This is a genomic window from Allomuricauda sp. ARW1Y1, from assembly GCF_013407935.1.
Classification (GTDB): Bacteria; Bacteroidota; Bacteroidia; order Flavobacteriales; family Flavobacteriaceae; genus Flagellimonas.
Map to the genome: position 1 here is coordinate 371,066 of NZ_JACBZU010000003.1, position 18,465 is coordinate 389,530.

Consider the following 18,465-nt stretch of genomic DNA (forward strand, 5'->3'; position numbering starts at 1 on the left):
CTAAACCAACAAATTATGTCAGAAGAACAGCAAAAGGCCAAGGCCTATTGGAAAGAAAACCTCAGATATTTATTGATACTACTGATTATCTGGTTCCTCGTCTCCTACGGGGCCGGCATCCTATTTAAAGATGCATTGAACACCATCCGATTGGGTGGATTTAAATTGGGGTTCTGGTTCGCCCAACAAGGATCAATCTATGTCTTTGTCATACTCATTTTTGTATACGTTCGCCTCATGAACAAACTGGACAAAAAATACGGATACGACGAGAAGTAATTAACCAACAAAATTTACAATTATGAGTGATGTACAAATTTGGACCTATGTCTTAGTAGCCTTGTCATTTGGTCTGTATATAGGAATTGCCATTTGGTCCCGAGCAGGATCCACCAAAGAATTTTACGTAGCAGGAGGAGGCGTTTCCCCTTTGGCAAACGGAATGGCCACAGCAGCGGATTGGATGTCAGCCGCCTCGTTCATTTCCATGGCGGGTATCATTTCCTTTGCGGGTTATGATGGTGCAGTGTATTTGATGGGATGGACCGGTGGATATGTGCTTTTGGCCCTTTTATTGGCCCCGTATCTGAGAAAGTTCGGAAAATTTACCGTACCCGATTTTATCGGGGAGCGCTATTACTCCAAAACCGCTCGGATTGTAGCGGTAATCTGTGCTTTGATTGTATCCTTCACCTATGTGGCGGGACAAATGCGTGGCGTGGGGATTGTATTTTCCAGATACTTGGAGGTGGATATCACTACAGGGGTGGTGATTGGTATGGTAATCGTTTTGTTTTATGCCGTTTTAGGAGGTATGAAAGGAATCACCTATACCCAAGTGGCACAATATTGTGTGTTGATTTTTGCCTTTATGGTCCCTGCGATTTTCATTTCCATTCAGATGACGGGCAACCCCGTTCCACAATTAGGATTTGGAGGCACCCTTGCCGATGGGTCGGGAACCTATCTGTTGGATAAATTGGATGGTCTTTCCACCGAACTTGGTTTTGCAGAGTATACCGATGGCTCCAAAAGTGTAATTGATGTCTTTGCCATCACACTTGCCCTTATGGTAGGAACGGCAGGATTACCGCACGTAATCGTTCGCTTTTTTACCGTGAAACGTGTACGTGATGCGAGAAAATCGGCAGGATTAGCGTTGTTGTTCATTGCCATCTTGTATACAACGGCCCCTGCGGTAGCTGTATTTGCCAGAACCAACCTGATCGAGACGGTAAGCGGAAAAGCCTATGATGATATGCCGGAATGGTTCAGTCGTTGGGAAACCACGGGATTGATAGCCCACAACGATAAAAACGGTGACGGTAAAATACAATATGTGGCCGCACCAGAAATAAATGAGCTTACCGTAGACCGTGATATCATGGTATTGGCCAACCCAGAAATTGCTGACCTTCCCGCGTGGGTGATTGGTCTTATTGCGGCTGGTGGACTTGCTGCAGCGTTATCAACAGCAGCTGGACTTCTGTTGGTCATATCATCATCTGTTTCCCATGATTTGATCAAAAACGTACTTAAACCAGACCTATCTGAAAAGGGTGAACTATGGGCAGCACGACTTTCTGCTGCCGTTGCAGTGGTTATTGCTGGCTATTTCGGGATAAATCCGCCTGGTTTTGTGGCCGCCGTGGTCGCCCTCGCCTTCGGTCTCGCAGCTGCATCTTTCTTCCCAGCCATTATATTGGGTATTTTTTATAAGAAGATGAACAGCAAGGGAGCTATTTCCGGTATGATTGTCGGTCTATGTTTGATGCTCTTCTATATGCTCAAATTCAAATTTGGAATTTTTGACGGTGGTAAGGAAGCTGTTGCCGGACTTCAGGATAGTTGGTGGTTTGGTATATCTCCCGAAGGCTTTGGAACCATTGCGATGATAGTGAACTTTATCGTTGCACTAGTGGTCAACAGGTTTACTCCAGAACCACCGGAAGAAGTACAGGAAATAGTGGAGCGTATCCGTATACCAAGCGGTGCAGGAGAAGCGTCTTCACATTAATAATCGGTTGCCAAAACGGTGCGGTATCAATTTACCGTACCGTTTTTGTAATTTTCCATGGAGCCAAGCATACGTTAAAAATGAAAAAGCGACATCAGCAGAAATTAATACTCATTTCCATAGTACTTTTCTTTTTATGGAACGTACCCTTCGTCACTTTATTCGATGGAGAGGGACAGGTGTTGGGTTTTCCCATATTTTACGTTTTCATTTTTTCGAGTTGGTTGATTGCCGTCGTTTTGATGTATATAATTTTAAAACGATTCTATGAGTAACTATGCCGTAGGATTGGTCATTGTGCTGTATTTGTCCATGCTTTTTGTTATTGCCTATGTTGCCGAAAAAAACAAAAGAAGCAAATGGACCAACAACCCTTATGTATACACACTTTCCCTAGCGGTGTATTGCACGGCTTGGACGTATTACGGCAGTGTGGGAATCGCATCGAGCTCCGGAATCAGTTTTTTGGCCATTTATTTGGGTCCTGTCTTGGCCATGCCACTTTGGATAGTCCTTATGAAAAAGGTAATCCGCATCTCCAAGCAGCACAAAATATCGAGCATAGCCGACTTTATTTCTATTAGATATGGGAATAACCGTCAATTGGGTGCATTGGTCACCTTAACCTGTTTGTTTGCCATTATACCCTACATTTCGCTACAGTTAAAGGCAGTCTCCGAAACTTTTTCCTTGATTTCGGCCAAGGGAAGTTATCAATCTACCGGATTTTTTGACGACTCCACCTTTTACATTGCATTGCTCATCGCCGTTTTTGTGGCCTTTTACGGAACCTTATCCACCGATACGTCAGAACACCGCAAAGGAATTGTGGCCACGGTGGCTTTGGAGTCCATATTAAAACTTTGTTTTTTCTTGGCGATAGGGGTCTATGTTGCCTTTTATCTGTTTGATGGCACTACGGATATTTACCAACAGGCAAGCCTACGGGAAAATTTTGACCAATTGACCACCTTTGGAGGACTTGGGAATGGTTTTAACTGGTTGTTCACCATTTGTTTATCCTTTTTCGCCATTTTTTTGTTGCCTCGTCAGTTCCATGTTGCCGTGGTGGAGAATGACAACGAGAACCATTTGCGCAAGGCGATTTGGCTGTTTCCGCTATACCTTCTCTTGTTCAATGTGTTTGTAATCAGTATCGCATGGGCAGGCAACATACGCTTGGATGCAACAGTGAACCATGATTATTACTCCTTGTTGTTGCCCTTGCAGCAAAACGACTACGGATTGGCCGTTATGGTTTTTATTGGTGGATTCACCACGGTAATATCCATGATCGTGGTCTCCACTTTGGCGCTATCCACCATGGTGAGCAACAATATTGTTATTCCCTACGGTTTTATCAAAACATTGGTAGAGGGAAACCCTGAGGAGAATGCGAAGCGCATCAAGAATATTAGAAGAATCTCCATTTTCTTATTGATTATCGCGGCCTATTTTTTCTATATCCGCTTTTCCGTGCAATTATCGTTGTATTCCATTGGTTTGATATCATTCTTGATCATTGCGCAACTGGCACCCTCTTTCTTTTTGGGATTAACATGGAGAAGAGGAACGGCTCGTGCGGCAGAAACAGGGATGCTTGTTGGCTTAGCGATTGTTTTCTATACCATATTTCTTCCTGTAATCAGCAATATAGTTAGGCCGAATGTAGATATTTTATCGGAGGGGTTGTTTGGATACGCATGGTTCAAACCTGCCCAGACCTTCGGATTTGACTATTTATCGCCGGAGAGCAATGCCTTTTTATGGAGTATGGCATTCAACACATTGAGTTTTGTTGCTTTTTCGCTTAATACCAAAGGGAACTATAGGGAAAGGAACTACGCTGAGATGTTTGTCAACCATGAAAATTATGGAAACCTACAAGAAGGAGGATTCATCTGGAAGGGCGAGGCCTATGTGGCCGATATCAAACGTCTATTGAACCGATTTTTGGGAGAACAACGAACTAACAGGGCCTTGCAGTTGTTCAATAGAAAATATAATATTTCGGAAACCGAGGAACGTGCGGATGCACGGTTGATCAATTTTTCGGAGAAACTTTTAACCGGAAGCATTGGGAGTGCCTCTGCAAAAATACTATTGGCTTCAGTTTCCAAAGAAACTCCCATAAGCTTGGTGGAGGTGCTTCATATTTTGGAGGAGAGCAAGGAGACCAAAGCCAACAATAAATTGCTACAGGAAAAGTCCAACGAATTGGCTGCCATGGCACAGCAGCTCAAATCGGCAAACGAGGAGCTTCGCATACAGGACAAACTAAAGGATGAATTCTTGGATACCGTCGCACATGAGCTCAAGACGCCGGTTACGTCCATCAAGGCCGCCTCCGAAGTTCTGGAGGATGCCGATATGCCAGCCGAACTGCGGGCAAAGTTTCTGGAAAATATAAACAAGGACAGTGACCGATTGGACACCTTGATTCGGAACATTCTTGATTTGGAAAAACTGTCAGGTAACCGAACGGAATTGGAAATGGAAGAACACGATATGTCGGATACTATACGAAAGGCGATAAATGGAGTGGAGCAGATTGCATCAAAAAAAGGGATGAGCATCAAATTTTCAAAAAAACAGAACGTATTTGCGACCTATGATGAAGACCGAATTTTGCAAGTGTTGACCAACTTGTTGTCAAATTCCCTTAAATTCACGGAACCACAAACGGGAAAAATTAGAATTCTTTTGGAAGAGCTCGAAACGGAAGTGTCTGTCGTTGTCAAGGATAATGGTCGAGGGATTCCCGATGAGGACAAGGCATATATCTTCGATAAATTCTATCAGTCAAAAAACCAAAACATCAAAAAACCACAAGGCAGTGGATTGGGCTTGGCGATTTGCAAAAAAATAGTAGAGAGTCATGCAGGGACTATTTCTGTGGACAAAGACTATAAAAAAGGAGCACTTATTAGATTTTTAATACCGAAGGAACAATGAAGCAGAAAAAAATACTGATCGTGGATGATGAGCCCAACATTTTGATGTCGTTGGAGTATGCGTTCAAAAAGAAGGATTTCGAGGTTTTTATCGCCCGGGACGGCACAGAAGCTATAGAAATATCGAACCGGGAAAAACCAAATCTTATTCTTTTGGATATCATGATGCCCGAAATGGATGGGTACGAGACCTTGAAACAGGTTAAGGACAACGAGGATTTGGCACACACCAAAATTGTGTTCCTATCGGCAAAAAGTAAGGAGAAGGATGTTGAAAAAGGCTTGAAAATGGGTGCGGACCGTTATTTGACCAAGCCATTTTCCATGAAAAAGGTAATTTCTGAAATAGAGGAGCTATTGGCCTAGCACAATTAAAAACTAGAAACTAAACGAATAATGTACATAATAACCAAACACAATATTAGATGAGTAATTATCATATCAAACACTTGGAGGAATATTTTCAGGTGTATCGAAAATCAGTGAGGAATCCCGAAGGATTTTGGGAAGAAGTGGCCGAAGAGCACTTTCAATGGCGCAAAAAGTGGGATTCGGTGTTGGAGTGGGACTTTTCAAAGCCAGAAATCAGTTGGTTTAAAGGAGCCCAATTGAACATCACCGAAAACTGTATCGACAGACATCTTCGCATCCGAGGAGATAAGACTGCCATCCTTTTCGAACCAAACGACCCAAACGAGGAAGCAGAACACATTACCTACCGCGAATTGCATGAGCGCGTGTGTAAATATGCCAACGTCCTAAAAGAACAAGGGATTAAAAAAGGCGATAGGGTGGTAATTTATTTGCCCATGATTCCAGATTTAGCCATCGCTGTTTTGGCGTGCGCGCGAATAGGGGCCATACATTCCGTTGTTTTTGCAGGGTTTTCTTCTACCGCACTATCCACCAGGATAAACGATTGTGGCGCGAAAGCTGTATTGACTTCTGATGGTTCCTACCGAGGAGCCAAGGTACTCGACCTTAAAGGCATAGTGGACGAAGCATTGGAAAAATGTCCTGATGTGGAAACCGTTTTGGTGACCAAGCGCACAGGAGGGAAAGTTACTATGAAAGAAGGTCGTGATCAGTGGGTGCAACCACTTTTGGATAAAGCCTATTCGGACTGCGTACCCGAAATTATGGATGCGGAAGACCCATTATTTATCCTGTACACTTCTGGTTCTACTGGACGCCCTAAGGGTATGGTCCACACAACGGGAGGTTATATGGTGTACACCGCTTACACCTTTAAAAATGTGTTCCAATATCGAGAGGAAGATGTATACTGGTGTACCGCAGATATTGGTTGGATCACTGGTCACTCCTATATTGTTTACGGACCTTTGGCCAACGGCGCCACTACGGTAATGTTTGAAGGAGTACCTACCTATCCCGACTTTGGTCGGTTCTGGGATGTGGTGCAAAAGCACAAAGTGACCCAGTTTTACACGGCACCAACAGCCATTCGGGCCTTGGCCAAGGAGAACCTTGATTTCGTGACCAAGTATGACCTTTCCAGCCTCAAAGTTCTGGGAACCGTCGGGGAGCCTATCAATGAGGAAGCTTGGCACTGGTACAACGACCATGTTGGGGAAAAGAAATGTCCCATTGTAGATACGTGGTGGCAAACTGAAACAGGGGGTATACTGATTTCGCCCATTCCATTTTCCACGCCGACCAAACCCACCTATGCGACCCTTCCGATGCCGGGAATACAACCCGCATTGATGGATGAAAACGGTCAGGAGATCAAAGGAAACCAAGTGGATGGCAGATTGTGCATCAAATTTCCATGGCCCTCCATAGCCCGGACCATTTGGGGCAATCACCAGAGGTACAAGGATACCTACTTCTCTGCCTTTGAAGGCAAATATTTTACGGGAGATGGCGCCCTGCGAGATGAGGTGGGCTACTACCGAATCACGGGAAGGGTTGACGATGTTATTATTGTGTCAGGCCATAATCTGGGTACCGCTCCGATTGAAGATGCCATCAATGAGCATCCTGCTGTGGCTGAATCTGCCATTGTCGGATTCCCGCATGACATCAAAGGAAATGCACTCTACGGGTATATTATTCTGAAAGAAACAGGGGAGGACCGTAATCGGGATAACCTGAAAAAGGAAATCAACCAATTGATCACCGAGCATATCGGCCCGATTGCCAAGTTGGATAAAATCCAATTTGTGGAAGGACTGCCCAAAACACGAAGCGGTAAGATCATGCGAAGGATTCTCCGAAAAATTGCCTCAAAGGATACCAGCAATTTGGGCGATACATCAACCTTGTTGAACCCAGAAGTGGTGGAGTCCATCATGAAGGAAAGTCTGTAAGCAGACATTATCAGATATGGGTAAAGGGCCTCTTATCGTAAGAGGTCCTTTATTTTTTTGGGTTTTAGTTTTTCTACGCTTCGCAAGAATGCAATGGCAGTGATAAAAGCATCGCCCAACGCCGTATGCCTATCCTTTCTGGAGATACTGTACTTTTTGGCCAGATCGTCCAAGGAATACCGCTCTTTTTTTTGAACTACGGTAGAGATCAAAAGCGTCCGAATATAAAGTGATTCGGTATCCAATGTTTTGTTCTTCAGCTTGGGAAGCCCGTTCCGTTTGAGTGCGGCATTGATCATATTAATGTCGAACATCACATGATGCCCTACTAAAACATGGTTTTTGGCATATACCAAAAAACGTTTCAGGGCTTCTAGTTCATTTAAGGAGTCCTTTTTGTGTTTTTTGAGAATACCATGGATTTCCGCACTTTCGGAGTCATAATGTTCCTGTGCGATATACACCTCAAAACTGTCCTTCACCACAATGGTGTTGTCCTTCAATTTTAAGGCTCCAATGCAAAGCATCCGGTCTCGGGTCAAGCTAAAACCCGTTGTTTCCGTATCCAAGACCACAAACGTATTTTCTGCGATATCATCCGGAAGCGGTTCCTTAAAATACGCTTCATACTCCCACCAAAAATCGGGTAGTTCCAAAGGTTTCTTTTTGGTGAATGGCCACATTAGCGCAACAGATTTTTGACTTGGAACCGTATTTCCAAGAGGGATTGGATTTCCTTGACGGTCTTAAAGGTTCGCTTGAGTTTGATTTTTTCCTCTTTGTTCAATTTATCCAAAGCAATATATCTTCCCGAATCGTTGTGCAGAAGCCCTTGACGGGTCCTGAATTTCAGCAATGCCTTGCTGGCGTAGGAACAGGCGAGATACAGTTCTTTGTTGTTGGGCTCCAGCTCTGCCAGTTTTTCGTAACGCTCTGCCGTATTGTTGATGGATTTGATGGAATGGGATAGGATGAGCACACGGGCCGCATCTATAATGGGCATGAGCACCCTCAATTTTAAGTCGAAAAAGTCTTTGTGCTCGCCATCCTGCTCCACTAAAAAATCCCTGAAAAATCCAGAGGGAGAAGGATTTTGTAGGGCTCCGCTTGCCAAATGGGTAAAGAACTGGGGATAACCTTGGACATTTTCAAAAATACTTTGGGAGAGTTCGTCGGCCAACGCTTTTTCCCCATAGGTCACATTGTAATCAAAAAAAATAGAGGATAACAGGATTTCATCCGGTCCTGGATTATGGATCCAGTGTTGGGTCACCTTTTTCCACTCATTCAAACTGTGGCACCAAGCCGGGTTGGAAGCCATCATTTCGGCAGGGCAGTATTCAAACCCTATGGTGTTCAATCCTTTCGAAATCCGTTCACCAAGGGCCAAAAAATAGCTCCGTGTCGATTCCAATTGTTCCTCGGGCACATCCGCAAAGATGATGGCATTGTCCTGATCCGTATTTAATAATTGCTCACCACGCCCCTGACTACCCATACTCAGCCATGTAAATGGAACGGGAGGCTCCGTTTCCATTTTTGATAAGGCTATTTTAATGACTTGTTTGGTAGAGGCATCATTCAGTTCCGAAATGATTTTGGCCACCAATCCCAAAGGAATATTTTGGTCCAGATAGCCTTGTAGTAAGTTCATAATGCCATGGCGGATGTTTCGTAACCTCTTGTATTTGGTTGCACGTTTGATGGCGCGTAAGAGCACGGCCGGGTTATTGCCAACAGCCACCATAATATCGTGTTTGGACAAGATGCCCACTGCTTTGGTATCCGTAGTACCATCTTCGGTAAGTACCAAGTGACTGATATCGCTCTTCATCATGGCCATCTGGGATTGTGCCAAAGTGAGCCCTTTGGGATAGGTGATCAGGGGAGAGGTCATGATGGATTTGGCCGTGGCAGTAATGGGAAATAGGCCGGTTGCCACTTTCTTCCGAAGGTCCTTATCGGTTATGATGCCAACCGGCAGCTCATCTTTCATCACCAGTAAGCAACTAATGTTATGCTTGGTCATTTTATCGGCTACGGTCTTAATTTTTGTGCCCTTTTTACAGGTGATAAGGTCCGTGGAGTATTTGATGGGTTGAAGATCCAATATTTTATCACTGGAATATTGATTGGAATCACCACTTTCTCCATATAATTTTCCGCGATGTTTGATGGAGTAGGGGTTACCGGTGTTGGAAGCAAAGCTTTCTATCAAAAAATTGCCAATACGTTTGTTTTCGAGCGCCAACGGTTTAAAGTCGCTAATGGGGATGGCGTACAGGATGGTTTCTTCGTAGGCCTTGGCTTCCAATTTGTAGCTTTCGTTGGCCAAAAGGGGGCGAAGTCCGAATACGTCGCCCTCATCACAGATATCCAATATTTGACTGGAAGCTGCTTTGGATAAGGAAACAGCCCCTTTGTTTACCACATAGAAATGGGAATGGGGGCTTTCGTTCTGCGAAAAAACGGTCGTATTGGTCTCCTTATGGATAATGGTCACCTCCAAGGCCAATTGCTCCAATTGTTTGGGCTCCATGGCATTGAAGGGAGGATAGTTTTTGAGAAAATCGGCGATGCGCTCGGAAATGGTATTCTTCATAGTCACCTAAAATTAAGGGAAATATGAACAACTCCGTTCACTTAAATCAAAATGCTTTGGTATTCGGGCAATGGGCGGAGCAATTTTATTTTCCGTTGCTTGCCCTGTTGTAGGCCCTTATCATGAGGATGGCCCAGATGGCCACCAGAACAATCACAACAATGGAAAACCCTAAAACGATATCATTTGCTGTCATTGTCCACAAGTTTTAGGTAGATCATCACGCCCAGAAGGGTTGGTGCCCATAGCCCCACAAAGAGGCCATGCTCCGTGTTGCCGGTAAGGAAGAGGTATTCCGCCACAATAATGATCATGGCGCAGAGCAAAAGCATGAGCAAATTGGGAGTCCCTAACTTTTTAAAGTAATTCATTCGAAGGTTGGTTTAAAGTCTTGAAGTTAGGAAAAAAAATACGGAAAAATAAAAAAGCCACTTAACTAATAAATCGTTAAATGGCTTTATTTTTTTGTAGCGAGAGGGGGACTTGAACCCCCGGCCTCCGGGTTATGAATTCTGGGTCATTTGTACCGATATGGTCTTATATGGTTTAATAATCAGTTGTTTATGAATTGATTACGAATAAACGTGTGTTCAAAAAAACCATAAAAATTCATGAAAAAATGCTAAATGTTGTACCTATGTTGTACCTGAATTTCGTATCTTTATACAGTAAAGATAGGGGCTATGGCTACAATACGAGCAGTTTTGAGAAGAAAGGCGAACAAGGCAGGGTTATTTCCCCTAGCAATTCGTGTAACTAAAGATAGAAAATCCACTTTTCTGTATACCGGTCAATACATCGATGAAAAGTTTTGGGACGCAAAATACAGTAGGATCAAGAAATCCCACCCGAATTCAAATCGATTGAACAATCTACTGACCAAAAAATTGTCGGAGGCTAATGATAAGCTGGTAGCAAGTGAGAACGAAAATGGTGAAGATTCAGTCAAGAGGATAAAGAAAAAAATTATTGGAAAGTCTAAAATGGATTTTTTTCAAGCTAGTGAGCTTTTTCTATCCAATCTCTTACAAAGAAAAAAATTCAATCAAAAGTACAATCAGGAAAAGAGGTTGGATATTTTTAAATCATTTTTGGGGCGAAAGGAACTATCCTTTTCTGATTTGGATTTCACTTTGTTAAAGCGGTTCGAAGCTTACTTGTTATATGAAAGGAAAGTCGCACCAAGAACCGCAATTAACTACCTAATGCTTATTCGTACCATTTACAATTTTGCGAGAAAAGAATATCATGTTGATAATAGCAATTATCCATTTGGCAAAGGTAAAATCCAAATAAAATTCCCGGAATCTGAAAAAATAGGGTTGAACAAGGCGGAGGTACAGCTATTGGAAACAGCATCCGACATTACCCCGGCACAGCAACATGCTGTTAATACATGGCTTACAAGTTTTTATTTCGCAGGCGTACGTGTCGCAGATGTTATCAAGTTGAAATGGCGCGATTTTAAAAATGGTCGTCTTTATTATAGAATGGGCAAGAATCAAAAATTACAATCGCTTGTTGTTCCAGATAAAGCAAAAAAGATTCTAGATGAGTATGCTGCCTCTAGGAAAAGCAAGGATGATTTTATTTTTCCATATCTTGATGAGAGCGACTTCAAAAATGAAAAGAAGCTCGCCATTCGGATAAAAACAATTACTCGCAATCTCAATCGACGTTTAGAACTTGTCGCTGAGAAACTGGGAATTGATAAGAAATTGTCCATGCATATTGCCCGCCATAGCTTTGGAAATATTTCCGGTGATAGGATTCCGCTCCACATGCTTCAAAAGTTGTATCGACATTCATCCATTACCACTACGGTGAATTACCAGTCGAATTTTATGCATAAAGAAACCGACGATGCATTGGAAAAGGTCGTTAACTTTTAAGAACATCCATTACTTCTTACATTTTGTCGAAAGGTTTCAATACAATCCAAATATTCAGATACCTTGTACCTTTAATAATTGTATTTGATGCAAGTTGTCTGCCTACAAGAAGAAGCTTTTTATGCGCTATTTGAAAAAGTAGTGGAGCATTTAGAACAAAAAAGAGCCGATAAACCCGAAAAATGGATTGACGGTGAAGAGGCAATGTTCCATCTGAAAATAAAATCTACCACTACATTGCAAAAATTGAGGGATGAAGGTAAAATCAGATTTTCCCAACCTCAAAAGAAAGTTATTCTATACGATAGGGATTCAATTAATGAGTACATCGAGGCAAATGTTCGTGAAACTTTTTAGTTATGGAAGAAAGTCTAAAAATTGATGAGGAATATAAAAGGGCATTCAATCTTGGCTATGACTTGGCTAAAGAATTGAATTTGACCTCCCCCATGTTTCGTGAAGCAAATCAAAATAGCATCTACTCAACGGCTATGCAGGCAGGAATGGCCGAGTTTTGTAGCGAAATAGCAGGAGAAAAGCAAACAGAATTGGGTTTGGGCCGTAATAAGAGTGTTAAACCTAAGAGCGACAAAGACAAGGGATTCAATATCTCTATTTGATAATAATACTTCTCACAGCATTTACTCCTTTGCAACCCAGTTGCACCTAAATCTTGTTATCTTTGCAGCGTGAAAGTTTTGGCAATCATACTATCGACATACTTCTTGGTGCTCAATGTAGTGCCTTGTAGCGATTCAGGGAATGTTGCCGACGATTCCCAAACCGTTTCAGTAGTTGATTTTGATGGCGACCACGGTGACGATTGCGAACTCTGCTCGCCATTTTGCCACTGCCACTGCTGTCACGTTCACACGATACACTTTGGTATTCGTAACTTCGAACCGTTTCAAGCGACCATTACTCAGGATAATTTTGCCCACTTCGACAATATAGGTAAGGATATTACTTTCTCTCTCTTTCAGCCCCCGCAGGTTTAATTCAGTTTTACAGGATAGCCATATCCGGTTTTGAGGTTTTCAGCTTTAGAAAACTTCAAATGGTGTATTTCGTTTGCACGAAAGCACAATTTCAATTTTAACTGAATTAACACCTAAATCTATGATTAACAGAATCATTGATTTTTCAATCAATAACAAATTTATTATCGGTCTGCTCACCTTGGCACTCATAGGTGCCGGTATCTACAGTATGACCCAGGTTCCCATTGATGCTGTACCGGATATTACGAATAATCAGGTACAGGTCATCACGCAATCGCCCAATTTGGGTACAGAGGATATAGAGCAGTTCGTGACCTATCCCGTGGAAGTGGCGATGAGCAACCTTCCTGATGTCAAGGAAATCCGTTCGGTATCTCGTTTCGGACTTTCAGTGGTAACGGTTGTTTTCGATGATGATATGGGAACCTACCTACCTCGACAGCTCGTTTCCGAAAAACTGACCGAAGTACGCGAACAGATTCCCGAAGGTTTTGGCCAACCGTCCATCGGGCCAATCTCAACGGGGTTGGGCGAAATCTACCAGTACACGCTTGAAGTTGAAGAAGGATACCAAGACGACTACTCGGCTACCGAACTGCGAACAATTCAGGATTGGATTGTCCGCAGGCAAATGGCGATGGTTCCCGGTGTTGTGGAAGTGAATGCATTTGGTGGGAACAAAAAACAGTATGAAGTATCCGTTGACACTGACGAGCTGCGAGCAATAGGTGTCACGATCTCGGAAGTCTTCCAGACCCTTGAAAGCAACAACCAGAATACGGGTGGTGCCTATATCGAGCGTAACCATCAGGCCAATTTTATCCGTGGCGAGGGTCTCGCCAGAAGTGTTTCGGATATTGAAAATATGGTCGTCAAGACCGTTGAGGGTATTCCCATTAAAATCAAGGATGTGGGAACTGTACGTATCGGAAGTGCGGTGCGCTATGGTGCATTGACCAAAGATGGTAAGGGCGAGGCCGTTGGCGGTATGATACTGATGCTTAAAGGGGCGAATTCCAACGAGGTCATCGAAAACGTGACTCAGCGAATGGAACAGATTCAGCAATCCTTGCCTAAAGGCGTGGTCATTAAACCGTTTCTTGACCGTAGCGAACTGATTGCCGAGACCACGGGAACGGTGACCACTAACCTATTGGAAGGTGGCCTTATTGTCATTTTCGTGCTGGTACTGCTTTTAGGGAACTGGCGTGGTGGACTGATTGTGGCCTCGACCATTCCCTTATCGCTGCTGTTTGCCTTTATATTGATGAACGTATTTGATGTCTGGGCCAACCTAATGAGCTTGGGGGCTATCGATTTCGGTATCATCGTGGACGGTGCGGTAATCATTGTGGAAGCCACGGTGTTCCTAATGTATTCCTACGTGGCTAAAAAGAATACGGTCAGCTCGGAAAAACGGGATGATATTGCTGCCAAGGCTTCCAAAAAAATGATGAATGCAGCATTTTTCGGTCAACTTATCATCCTTATAGTATTCCTTCCCATATTGGCGTTGGAAGGCGTCGAGGGCAAGATGTTCCAGCCTATGGCACTCACGTTCATCTTTGCAATGATTGGTGCGATGCTGCTCTGCCTGACCTATGTGCCGATGGTATCCGCCTTGTTCCTGAAACCCCAAGAATCCAAAAAACAATCCTATGGCGATAGGTTCGTGCATTGGATAGAAAGAAAATACGAACCCTTGCTAACGAGGGCACTTTCAAAGGGAAAAATAGTCGTCGGTATTGCACTTGCCCTTTTTGCGGTGACCATAATTGTCTTTACCAGAATGGGCGGTGAGTTTATCCCTCAATTGGATGAGGGCGACATCGCCTTTCACGCCATTTTGAAACCCGGAAGTTCACTCTCGGAAACCATTGAAACCACGACTAAGATAGAACGCATCGTCAAGGCTGAATTTCCAGAAGCGGAAACCGTCCTGAGCCGTATCGGTGTGGCCGATGTGCCCACCGACCCTATGCCGATGGATATTGCCGATGTCTTTGTCATCCTCAAGCCGACCGATGAATGGGTATCTGCGGAAAGTAAAGATGAACTTGTCGAAAAGATGAAAGGTGCCATTAGCATCGTCCCTGGTGTCAATTTTGAGTTTACCCAACCTATCGAAATGCGCTTTAACGAACTGCTCACAGGCGTTCGTGAAGACATTGCCATCAAGTTGTTCGGTGAGGATTTGGACGTGCTGGCAAGCAAGGCCGAAGAAATGGGCAAAATCATTGCGACCGTACCCGGTGTGGCCGATATGAAAGTCGAGGCCACCGACGGACTGCCACAGATAACAATTGATTACAACCGAAATAAATTGGCACAGTACGGTCTGGAAATCGACCAGCTCAACAATGTGGTACAGGCCGCATTTGCGGGCGGTAAGGCAGGTGTGATTTTCGAAGGCGAAAAGCGGTTCGATTTGGTAGTTCGGTTGCAAAAGGAAAACCGCCAGGATATCGAGGATGTTCAAAATCTGTTCATCAATCTGCCCAACGGTTCCCAGATACCCTTACGGGAAATTGCGGAAGTGAGCTATGAACCCGGACCGATGCAGATAAGCCGGGACAACACCAACCGAAGAACGTATGTGGGCATCAATATCCGTGACCGGGACGTAAAGTCGGTTGTCGAGGACATTCAGGCAAGACTGGATGCAGAGTTTAAGTTGCCAGCAGGTTATTACATCCGCTACGGTGGTGCATTCGAGAATCTGGAACGTGCAAGTGACCGATTGCAGACCGTGGTTCCCATTGCGCTGTTGCTCATATTCATCCTGATATATTTTGCGTTAAAATCCTTTCCGCAGACCCTGATGATTTATCTGGCCATCCCAATGGCCACCATAGGTGGTGTGTTCGCCCTTTGGCTCAGGGATATGCCTTTCAGTATTTCGGCAGGGGTCGGTTTCATTGTGCTTTTTGGGGTTGCCGTACTGAACGGATTGGTAATGATAAGTGGGCTCAACGAACTGAAAGAGGAAGGTGTTACCGATTTGAAAGAACGTATCATCGAGGGCACTAAACGACGGGTACGCCCCATAATGCTCACGGCTTTTACCGATATCCTTGGGTTTCTGCCTATGGCGATTTCCGCATCCGCAGGGGCGGAAGTTCAGCGACCGTTGGCGACGGTCGTTATTGGTGGATTGATTACATCTACCTTGTTAACCCTTTTTATTCTTCCCATTTTCTATCAATGGGTAGAAAAACGTTCGGAACGCAAGATAAAGGTCAATCCGAAAATCGTAACCGCTTCTGTGGTGGTCTGTTTCTTTTTTGCTTTCGTGAAAGCGGAAGCGCAGCAAGTTCAGCATAACGATATGCTACCCATTGTTACTTTGAAACAGGCGGTTGAAATTTCCAAGGAAAACTATCCGCTCTTGAAAACAAGACAACTGGAAATCCAAAAGCAGAACGCCTTGAAGGGCACGGCCTATGATTTAGGGAATACCCAAATGTTTACGGGCGGTGAGGAAATTTTGGACGGCCAGGGCATCTATACCATAGTAGGCGTCGGCCAGCAGAACATCAACCTGTTCGGTATCGGTGCAAAGAAGCGGTTGCAAAAACAGCGTATCGCCTTGGCGGAAACCACATTTGACCTGTCCGCACTTCAAGTGGAACAGGAAGTGAAAAAGGCGTGGTCAGAGGCCTATCAGCAACGGCAGAAATTTGAACTCTATCGTGAACTGGATTCCATCTATTCCCAATTTGAAAAGGCCATTGAACTAAACTATAAAGTAGAAGCTATTTCACGTTTGGAATATTCATCGGCAACGAATCAGGCGTTGCAAATCAGCAACAAACTGCAACAGGCCGAAAGCGATTACGCAATTGCCCTACAGAAGCTTAATCTTTGGTTGGTTTCCGACACGTTCTATACCGTTCACGATACCCTTGATGTAAATGAAGTGGCAGTACTGGGAATTCCATCAACCATAGAAAGCCATCCAGAACTGGAACTTTCGCAAAAACGGATTGAGGAAGCCCAAGCCAGCTACCAAGCTGAACGTTCCGATTTGTTGCCCAATCTCAACCTTCAAGGCGGACTGCAACGCGTGAACGGCAGTAGCGGGTTCTACACCTATCAGGCAGGAATATCCCTTCCGTTGTTTTCTGGTGCCGAACGCAGTCAGGTCAAAGCTGCCAAATTGGAAAGCGAAATCGCAAAAGCCAACGCGGACTTTACCAAACGCCAACTGCAATCAGAATACCAACAAGCGTTGCAAGCCTATCTAAAATGGGAAGCATCCTGGCAATTCTATAAGGACAAGGCCTTACCGCTTGCCGAGGAACAGCGACAAGGCGCATTGTTGGCCTATAAGGAAGGCGCTGTGGATTATGCAGCCTTTACCCAAATCATCAGGGATGCCATACAGACGGAAATGGATGCGCTAAACGCTCTCGACAATTATCTAAAATCAGTTTTCGAACTACAATATTTCAAGCGATAAAATGAAGAATCTATCAAAATATACAGCTATTGGTTTGTTGGCGATGCTTTTGGCGTTGACCGCTTGTGGCGATTCCAAAAAAGAATCCGCAGAGAACAACAAAGACAATCCGGAAACGGAAAAAGCACATTCCGAGGGCGAAGCCAAGGAAGTAATGCTCACGGCCAAACAGTTTGACGCCCTACAAATGGAAGTCGATACCCTGAAAATGTGGAATATGAACGGGTACGTGGAAGCCAACGGGCAGTTGGAAGTCCCGCCACAGAACGAGGCTACTGTCACAACGGTAGTGGGTGCCAACGTGGTGTCCATCGAGGTCATTGAGGGCGATAAGGTCAGCAAGGGGCAGACCGTCGCCTACCTATCTCATCCCAACATCATCGAAAAACAGACCGATTATCTCGATGCTTTCAGCAATAGCCAGTTTCTCAAGAAAGAATACGAACGGCAAAAAACATTGTATGATGCAGGCGTGGGCAGCGGTGCCAACTTTCAAAAGGCCGAAGCCGAATACCAGGCATCCCGAAGCAGGGTCAACGGTCTCGAAGCGCAACTGCAACAATTGAGCATTAGCGCATCTGGCGTGCGGAACGGTACTATATATCAGCGGGTGGCACTTAGAAGTCCCATCGAAGGGTTTGTGGAAAAAGTAGCCATAAAAACTGGCCAGTACGTGGATCCGCAGACCGACCTAATGGAAATCGTGGACACCCATCACGTACACGCAGACCTGATGGTTTTTGAAAAGGATGTCCATAAGGTGAAGGAAGGCCAAAAAGTGGTATTCAATGTACAGTCGATTCCGGGAAAGGAACTGACTGCCGAAATCTATTCCGTAGGAAAGACCTTTGAACAAAACCCGAAGGCGATTCACGTACACGCCGAAATTGAGAACAAGGAAGGCAACCTGATTCCCGGGATGTACATTCAGGGGCGCATCCAAACGGAAAATACACAAACTAAGGCGATGCCCGAAGCTGCCATAGCAGCCGATGGTGAACGATTCTTTGTATTCTCGGCCGAAAAGGAAGGTGACGATTGGTCGTTCAGACCCATTGAAATCACCAAAGGCACCCACGATGGCGATTGGATTGCCATTGATTTTTTGAGCGAACAAGAACCGAATACGCAGTATGCCGTCAACAACGCTTACTATCTAATGGCGGAACTAAAAAAGGGCGAAGCGGAACACAGTCATTAAGAA

14 protein-coding genes are annotated in these 18,465 nt (G+C 44.3%); 11 read left to right on the forward strand and 3 right to left on the reverse strand.

Annotation, left to right across the window (positions count from 1 at the left end):
* The first annotated feature begins 15 nt into the window (after positions 1–15).
* From GGE08_RS10565 to acs, 5 genes are all read left to right on the forward strand, one after another.
* Complete coding sequence (locus tag GGE08_RS10565) at positions 16–279, forward strand: DUF4212 domain-containing protein (protein ID WP_179384848.1); 264 nt, start codon at positions 16–18, stop codon at positions 277–279.
* Between the two features lie 22 nt (positions 280–301).
* On the forward strand, positions 302–2,017 hold the full coding sequence (locus tag GGE08_RS10570) for a sodium:solute symporter family protein (protein WP_179384849.1): 1,716 nt from the start codon (positions 302–304) through the stop codon (positions 2,015–2,017).
* A 267-nt stretch (positions 2,018–2,284) separates the two neighbouring features.
* Positions 2,285–4,972, forward strand: a complete 2,688-nt coding sequence (locus GGE08_RS10575; protein ID WP_179384850.1) for a sensor histidine kinase — start codon at positions 2,285–2,287, stop codon at positions 4,970–4,972.
* Complete coding sequence (locus tag GGE08_RS10580) at positions 4,969–5,337, forward strand: response regulator transcription factor (RefSeq protein ID WP_179384851.1); 369 nt, start codon at positions 4,969–4,971, stop codon at positions 5,335–5,337. The genes GGE08_RS10575 and GGE08_RS10580 overlap by 4 nt, the downstream gene beginning before the upstream one ends.
* A 59-nt stretch (positions 5,338–5,396) precedes the next feature.
* Positions 5,397–7,304, forward strand: a complete 1,908-nt coding sequence (gene acs, locus GGE08_RS10585; protein ID WP_179384852.1) for an acetate--CoA ligase — start codon at positions 5,397–5,399, stop codon at positions 7,302–7,304.
* A 32-nt stretch (positions 7,305–7,336) separates the two neighbouring features.
* Here the strand turns inward: acs and GGE08_RS10590 are convergent, their stop codons facing one another.
* The 3 genes from GGE08_RS10590 to GGE08_RS10600 form a co-directional block, all read right to left on the reverse strand.
* On the reverse strand, positions 7,337–7,987 hold the full coding sequence (locus GGE08_RS10590) for a PolC-type DNA polymerase III (protein WP_179384853.1): 651 nt from the start codon (positions 7,985–7,987) through the stop codon (positions 7,337–7,339).
* The gene (locus GGE08_RS10595; RefSeq protein ID WP_179384854.1) at positions 7,987–9,906 is read right to left on the reverse strand and encodes a DUF294 nucleotidyltransferase-like domain-containing protein; all 1,920 of its coding nucleotides are present in this window, start codon (positions 9,904–9,906) and stop codon (positions 7,987–7,989) included. Before GGE08_RS10595 ends, GGE08_RS10590 begins: the two co-directional genes overlap by 1 nt.
* Before the next feature lie 182 nt (positions 9,907–10,088).
* Positions 10,089–10,277, reverse strand: coding sequence for a hypothetical protein (locus GGE08_RS10600; protein ID WP_127140698.1), 189 nt, complete (start codon positions 10,275–10,277; stop codon positions 10,089–10,091).
* A gap of 312 nt (positions 10,278–10,589) precedes the next feature.
* On the opposite strand from GGE08_RS10600, the gene GGE08_RS10605 reads away from it, so the two are divergent.
* The 6 genes from GGE08_RS10605 (at position 10,590) to GGE08_RS10630 (ending at position 18,462) form a co-directional block, all read left to right on the forward strand.
* Positions 10,590–11,798, forward strand: a complete 1,209-nt coding sequence (locus GGE08_RS10605; RefSeq protein WP_179384855.1) for a site-specific integrase — start codon at positions 10,590–10,592, stop codon at positions 11,796–11,798.
* Between the two features lie 87 nt (positions 11,799–11,885).
* Positions 11,886–12,155 (forward strand): helix-turn-helix domain-containing protein, encoded by a 270-nt coding sequence (locus GGE08_RS10610; protein WP_179384981.1) that lies wholly within the window; start codon positions 11,886–11,888, stop codon positions 12,153–12,155.
* A gap of 2 nt (positions 12,156–12,157) precedes the next feature.
* Positions 12,158–12,418 (forward strand): hypothetical protein, encoded by a 261-nt coding sequence (locus tag GGE08_RS10615; protein ID WP_179384856.1) that lies wholly within the window; start codon positions 12,158–12,160, stop codon positions 12,416–12,418.
* A 120-nt stretch (positions 12,419–12,538) separates the two neighbouring features.
* The gene (locus tag GGE08_RS16185) at positions 12,539–12,796 is read left to right on the forward strand and encodes a DUF6660 family protein (protein ID WP_313790897.1); all 258 of its coding nucleotides are present in this window, start codon (positions 12,539–12,541) and stop codon (positions 12,794–12,796) included.
* Between the two features lie 121 nt (positions 12,797–12,917).
* Positions 12,918–17,261 (forward strand): CusA/CzcA family heavy metal efflux RND transporter, encoded by a 4,344-nt coding sequence (locus GGE08_RS10625; RefSeq protein WP_179384858.1) that lies wholly within the window; start codon positions 12,918–12,920, stop codon positions 17,259–17,261.
* 1 nt (position 17,262) lies between these two features.
* Positions 17,263–18,462 (forward strand): efflux RND transporter periplasmic adaptor subunit, encoded by a 1,200-nt coding sequence (locus GGE08_RS10630; protein ID WP_179384859.1) that lies wholly within the window; start codon positions 17,263–17,265, stop codon positions 18,460–18,462.
* The last annotated feature ends 3 nt before the right edge of the window (positions 18,463–18,465 follow it).

Bases quoted from the DNA above. Each gene is read 5' to 3' on its own strand.
- GGE08_RS10565 (WP_179384848.1), top strand. From the start codon at position 16: ATGTCAGAAGAACAGCAAAAGGCCAAGGCCTATTGGAAAGAAAACCTC.
- GGE08_RS10570 (WP_179384849.1), top strand. From the start codon at position 302: ATGAGTGATGTACAAATTTGGACCTATGTCTTAGTAGCCTTGTCATTT.
- GGE08_RS10575 (WP_179384850.1), top strand. From the start codon at position 2,285: ATGAGTAACTATGCCGTAGGATTGGTCATTGTGCTGTATTTGTCCATG.
- GGE08_RS10580 (WP_179384851.1), top strand. From the start codon at position 4,969: ATGAAGCAGAAAAAAATACTGATCGTGGATGATGAGCCCAACATTTTG.
- acs (WP_179384852.1), top strand. From the start codon at position 5,397: ATGAGTAATTATCATATCAAACACTTGGAGGAATATTTTCAGGTGTAT.
- GGE08_RS10590 (WP_179384853.1), bottom strand. From the start codon at position 7,987: ATGTGGCCATTCACCAAAAAGAAACCTTTGGAACTACCCGATTTTTGG.
- GGE08_RS10595 (WP_179384854.1), bottom strand. From the start codon at position 9,906: ATGAAGAATACCATTTCCGAGCGCATCGCCGATTTTCTCAAAAACTAT.
- GGE08_RS10600 (WP_127140698.1), bottom strand. From the start codon at position 10,277: ATGAATTACTTTAAAAAGTTAGGGACTCCCAATTTGCTCATGCTTTTG.
- GGE08_RS10605 (WP_179384855.1), top strand. From the start codon at position 10,590: ATGGCTACAATACGAGCAGTTTTGAGAAGAAAGGCGAACAAGGCAGGG.
- GGE08_RS10610 (WP_179384981.1), top strand. From the start codon at position 11,886: ATGCAAGTTGTCTGCCTACAAGAAGAAGCTTTTTATGCGCTATTTGAA.
- GGE08_RS10615 (WP_179384856.1), top strand. From the start codon at position 12,158: ATGGAAGAAAGTCTAAAAATTGATGAGGAATATAAAAGGGCATTCAAT.
- GGE08_RS10625 (WP_179384858.1), top strand. From the start codon at position 12,918: ATGATTAACAGAATCATTGATTTTTCAATCAATAACAAATTTATTATC.
- GGE08_RS10630 (WP_179384859.1), top strand. From the start codon at position 17,263: ATGAAGAATCTATCAAAATATACAGCTATTGGTTTGTTGGCGATGCTT.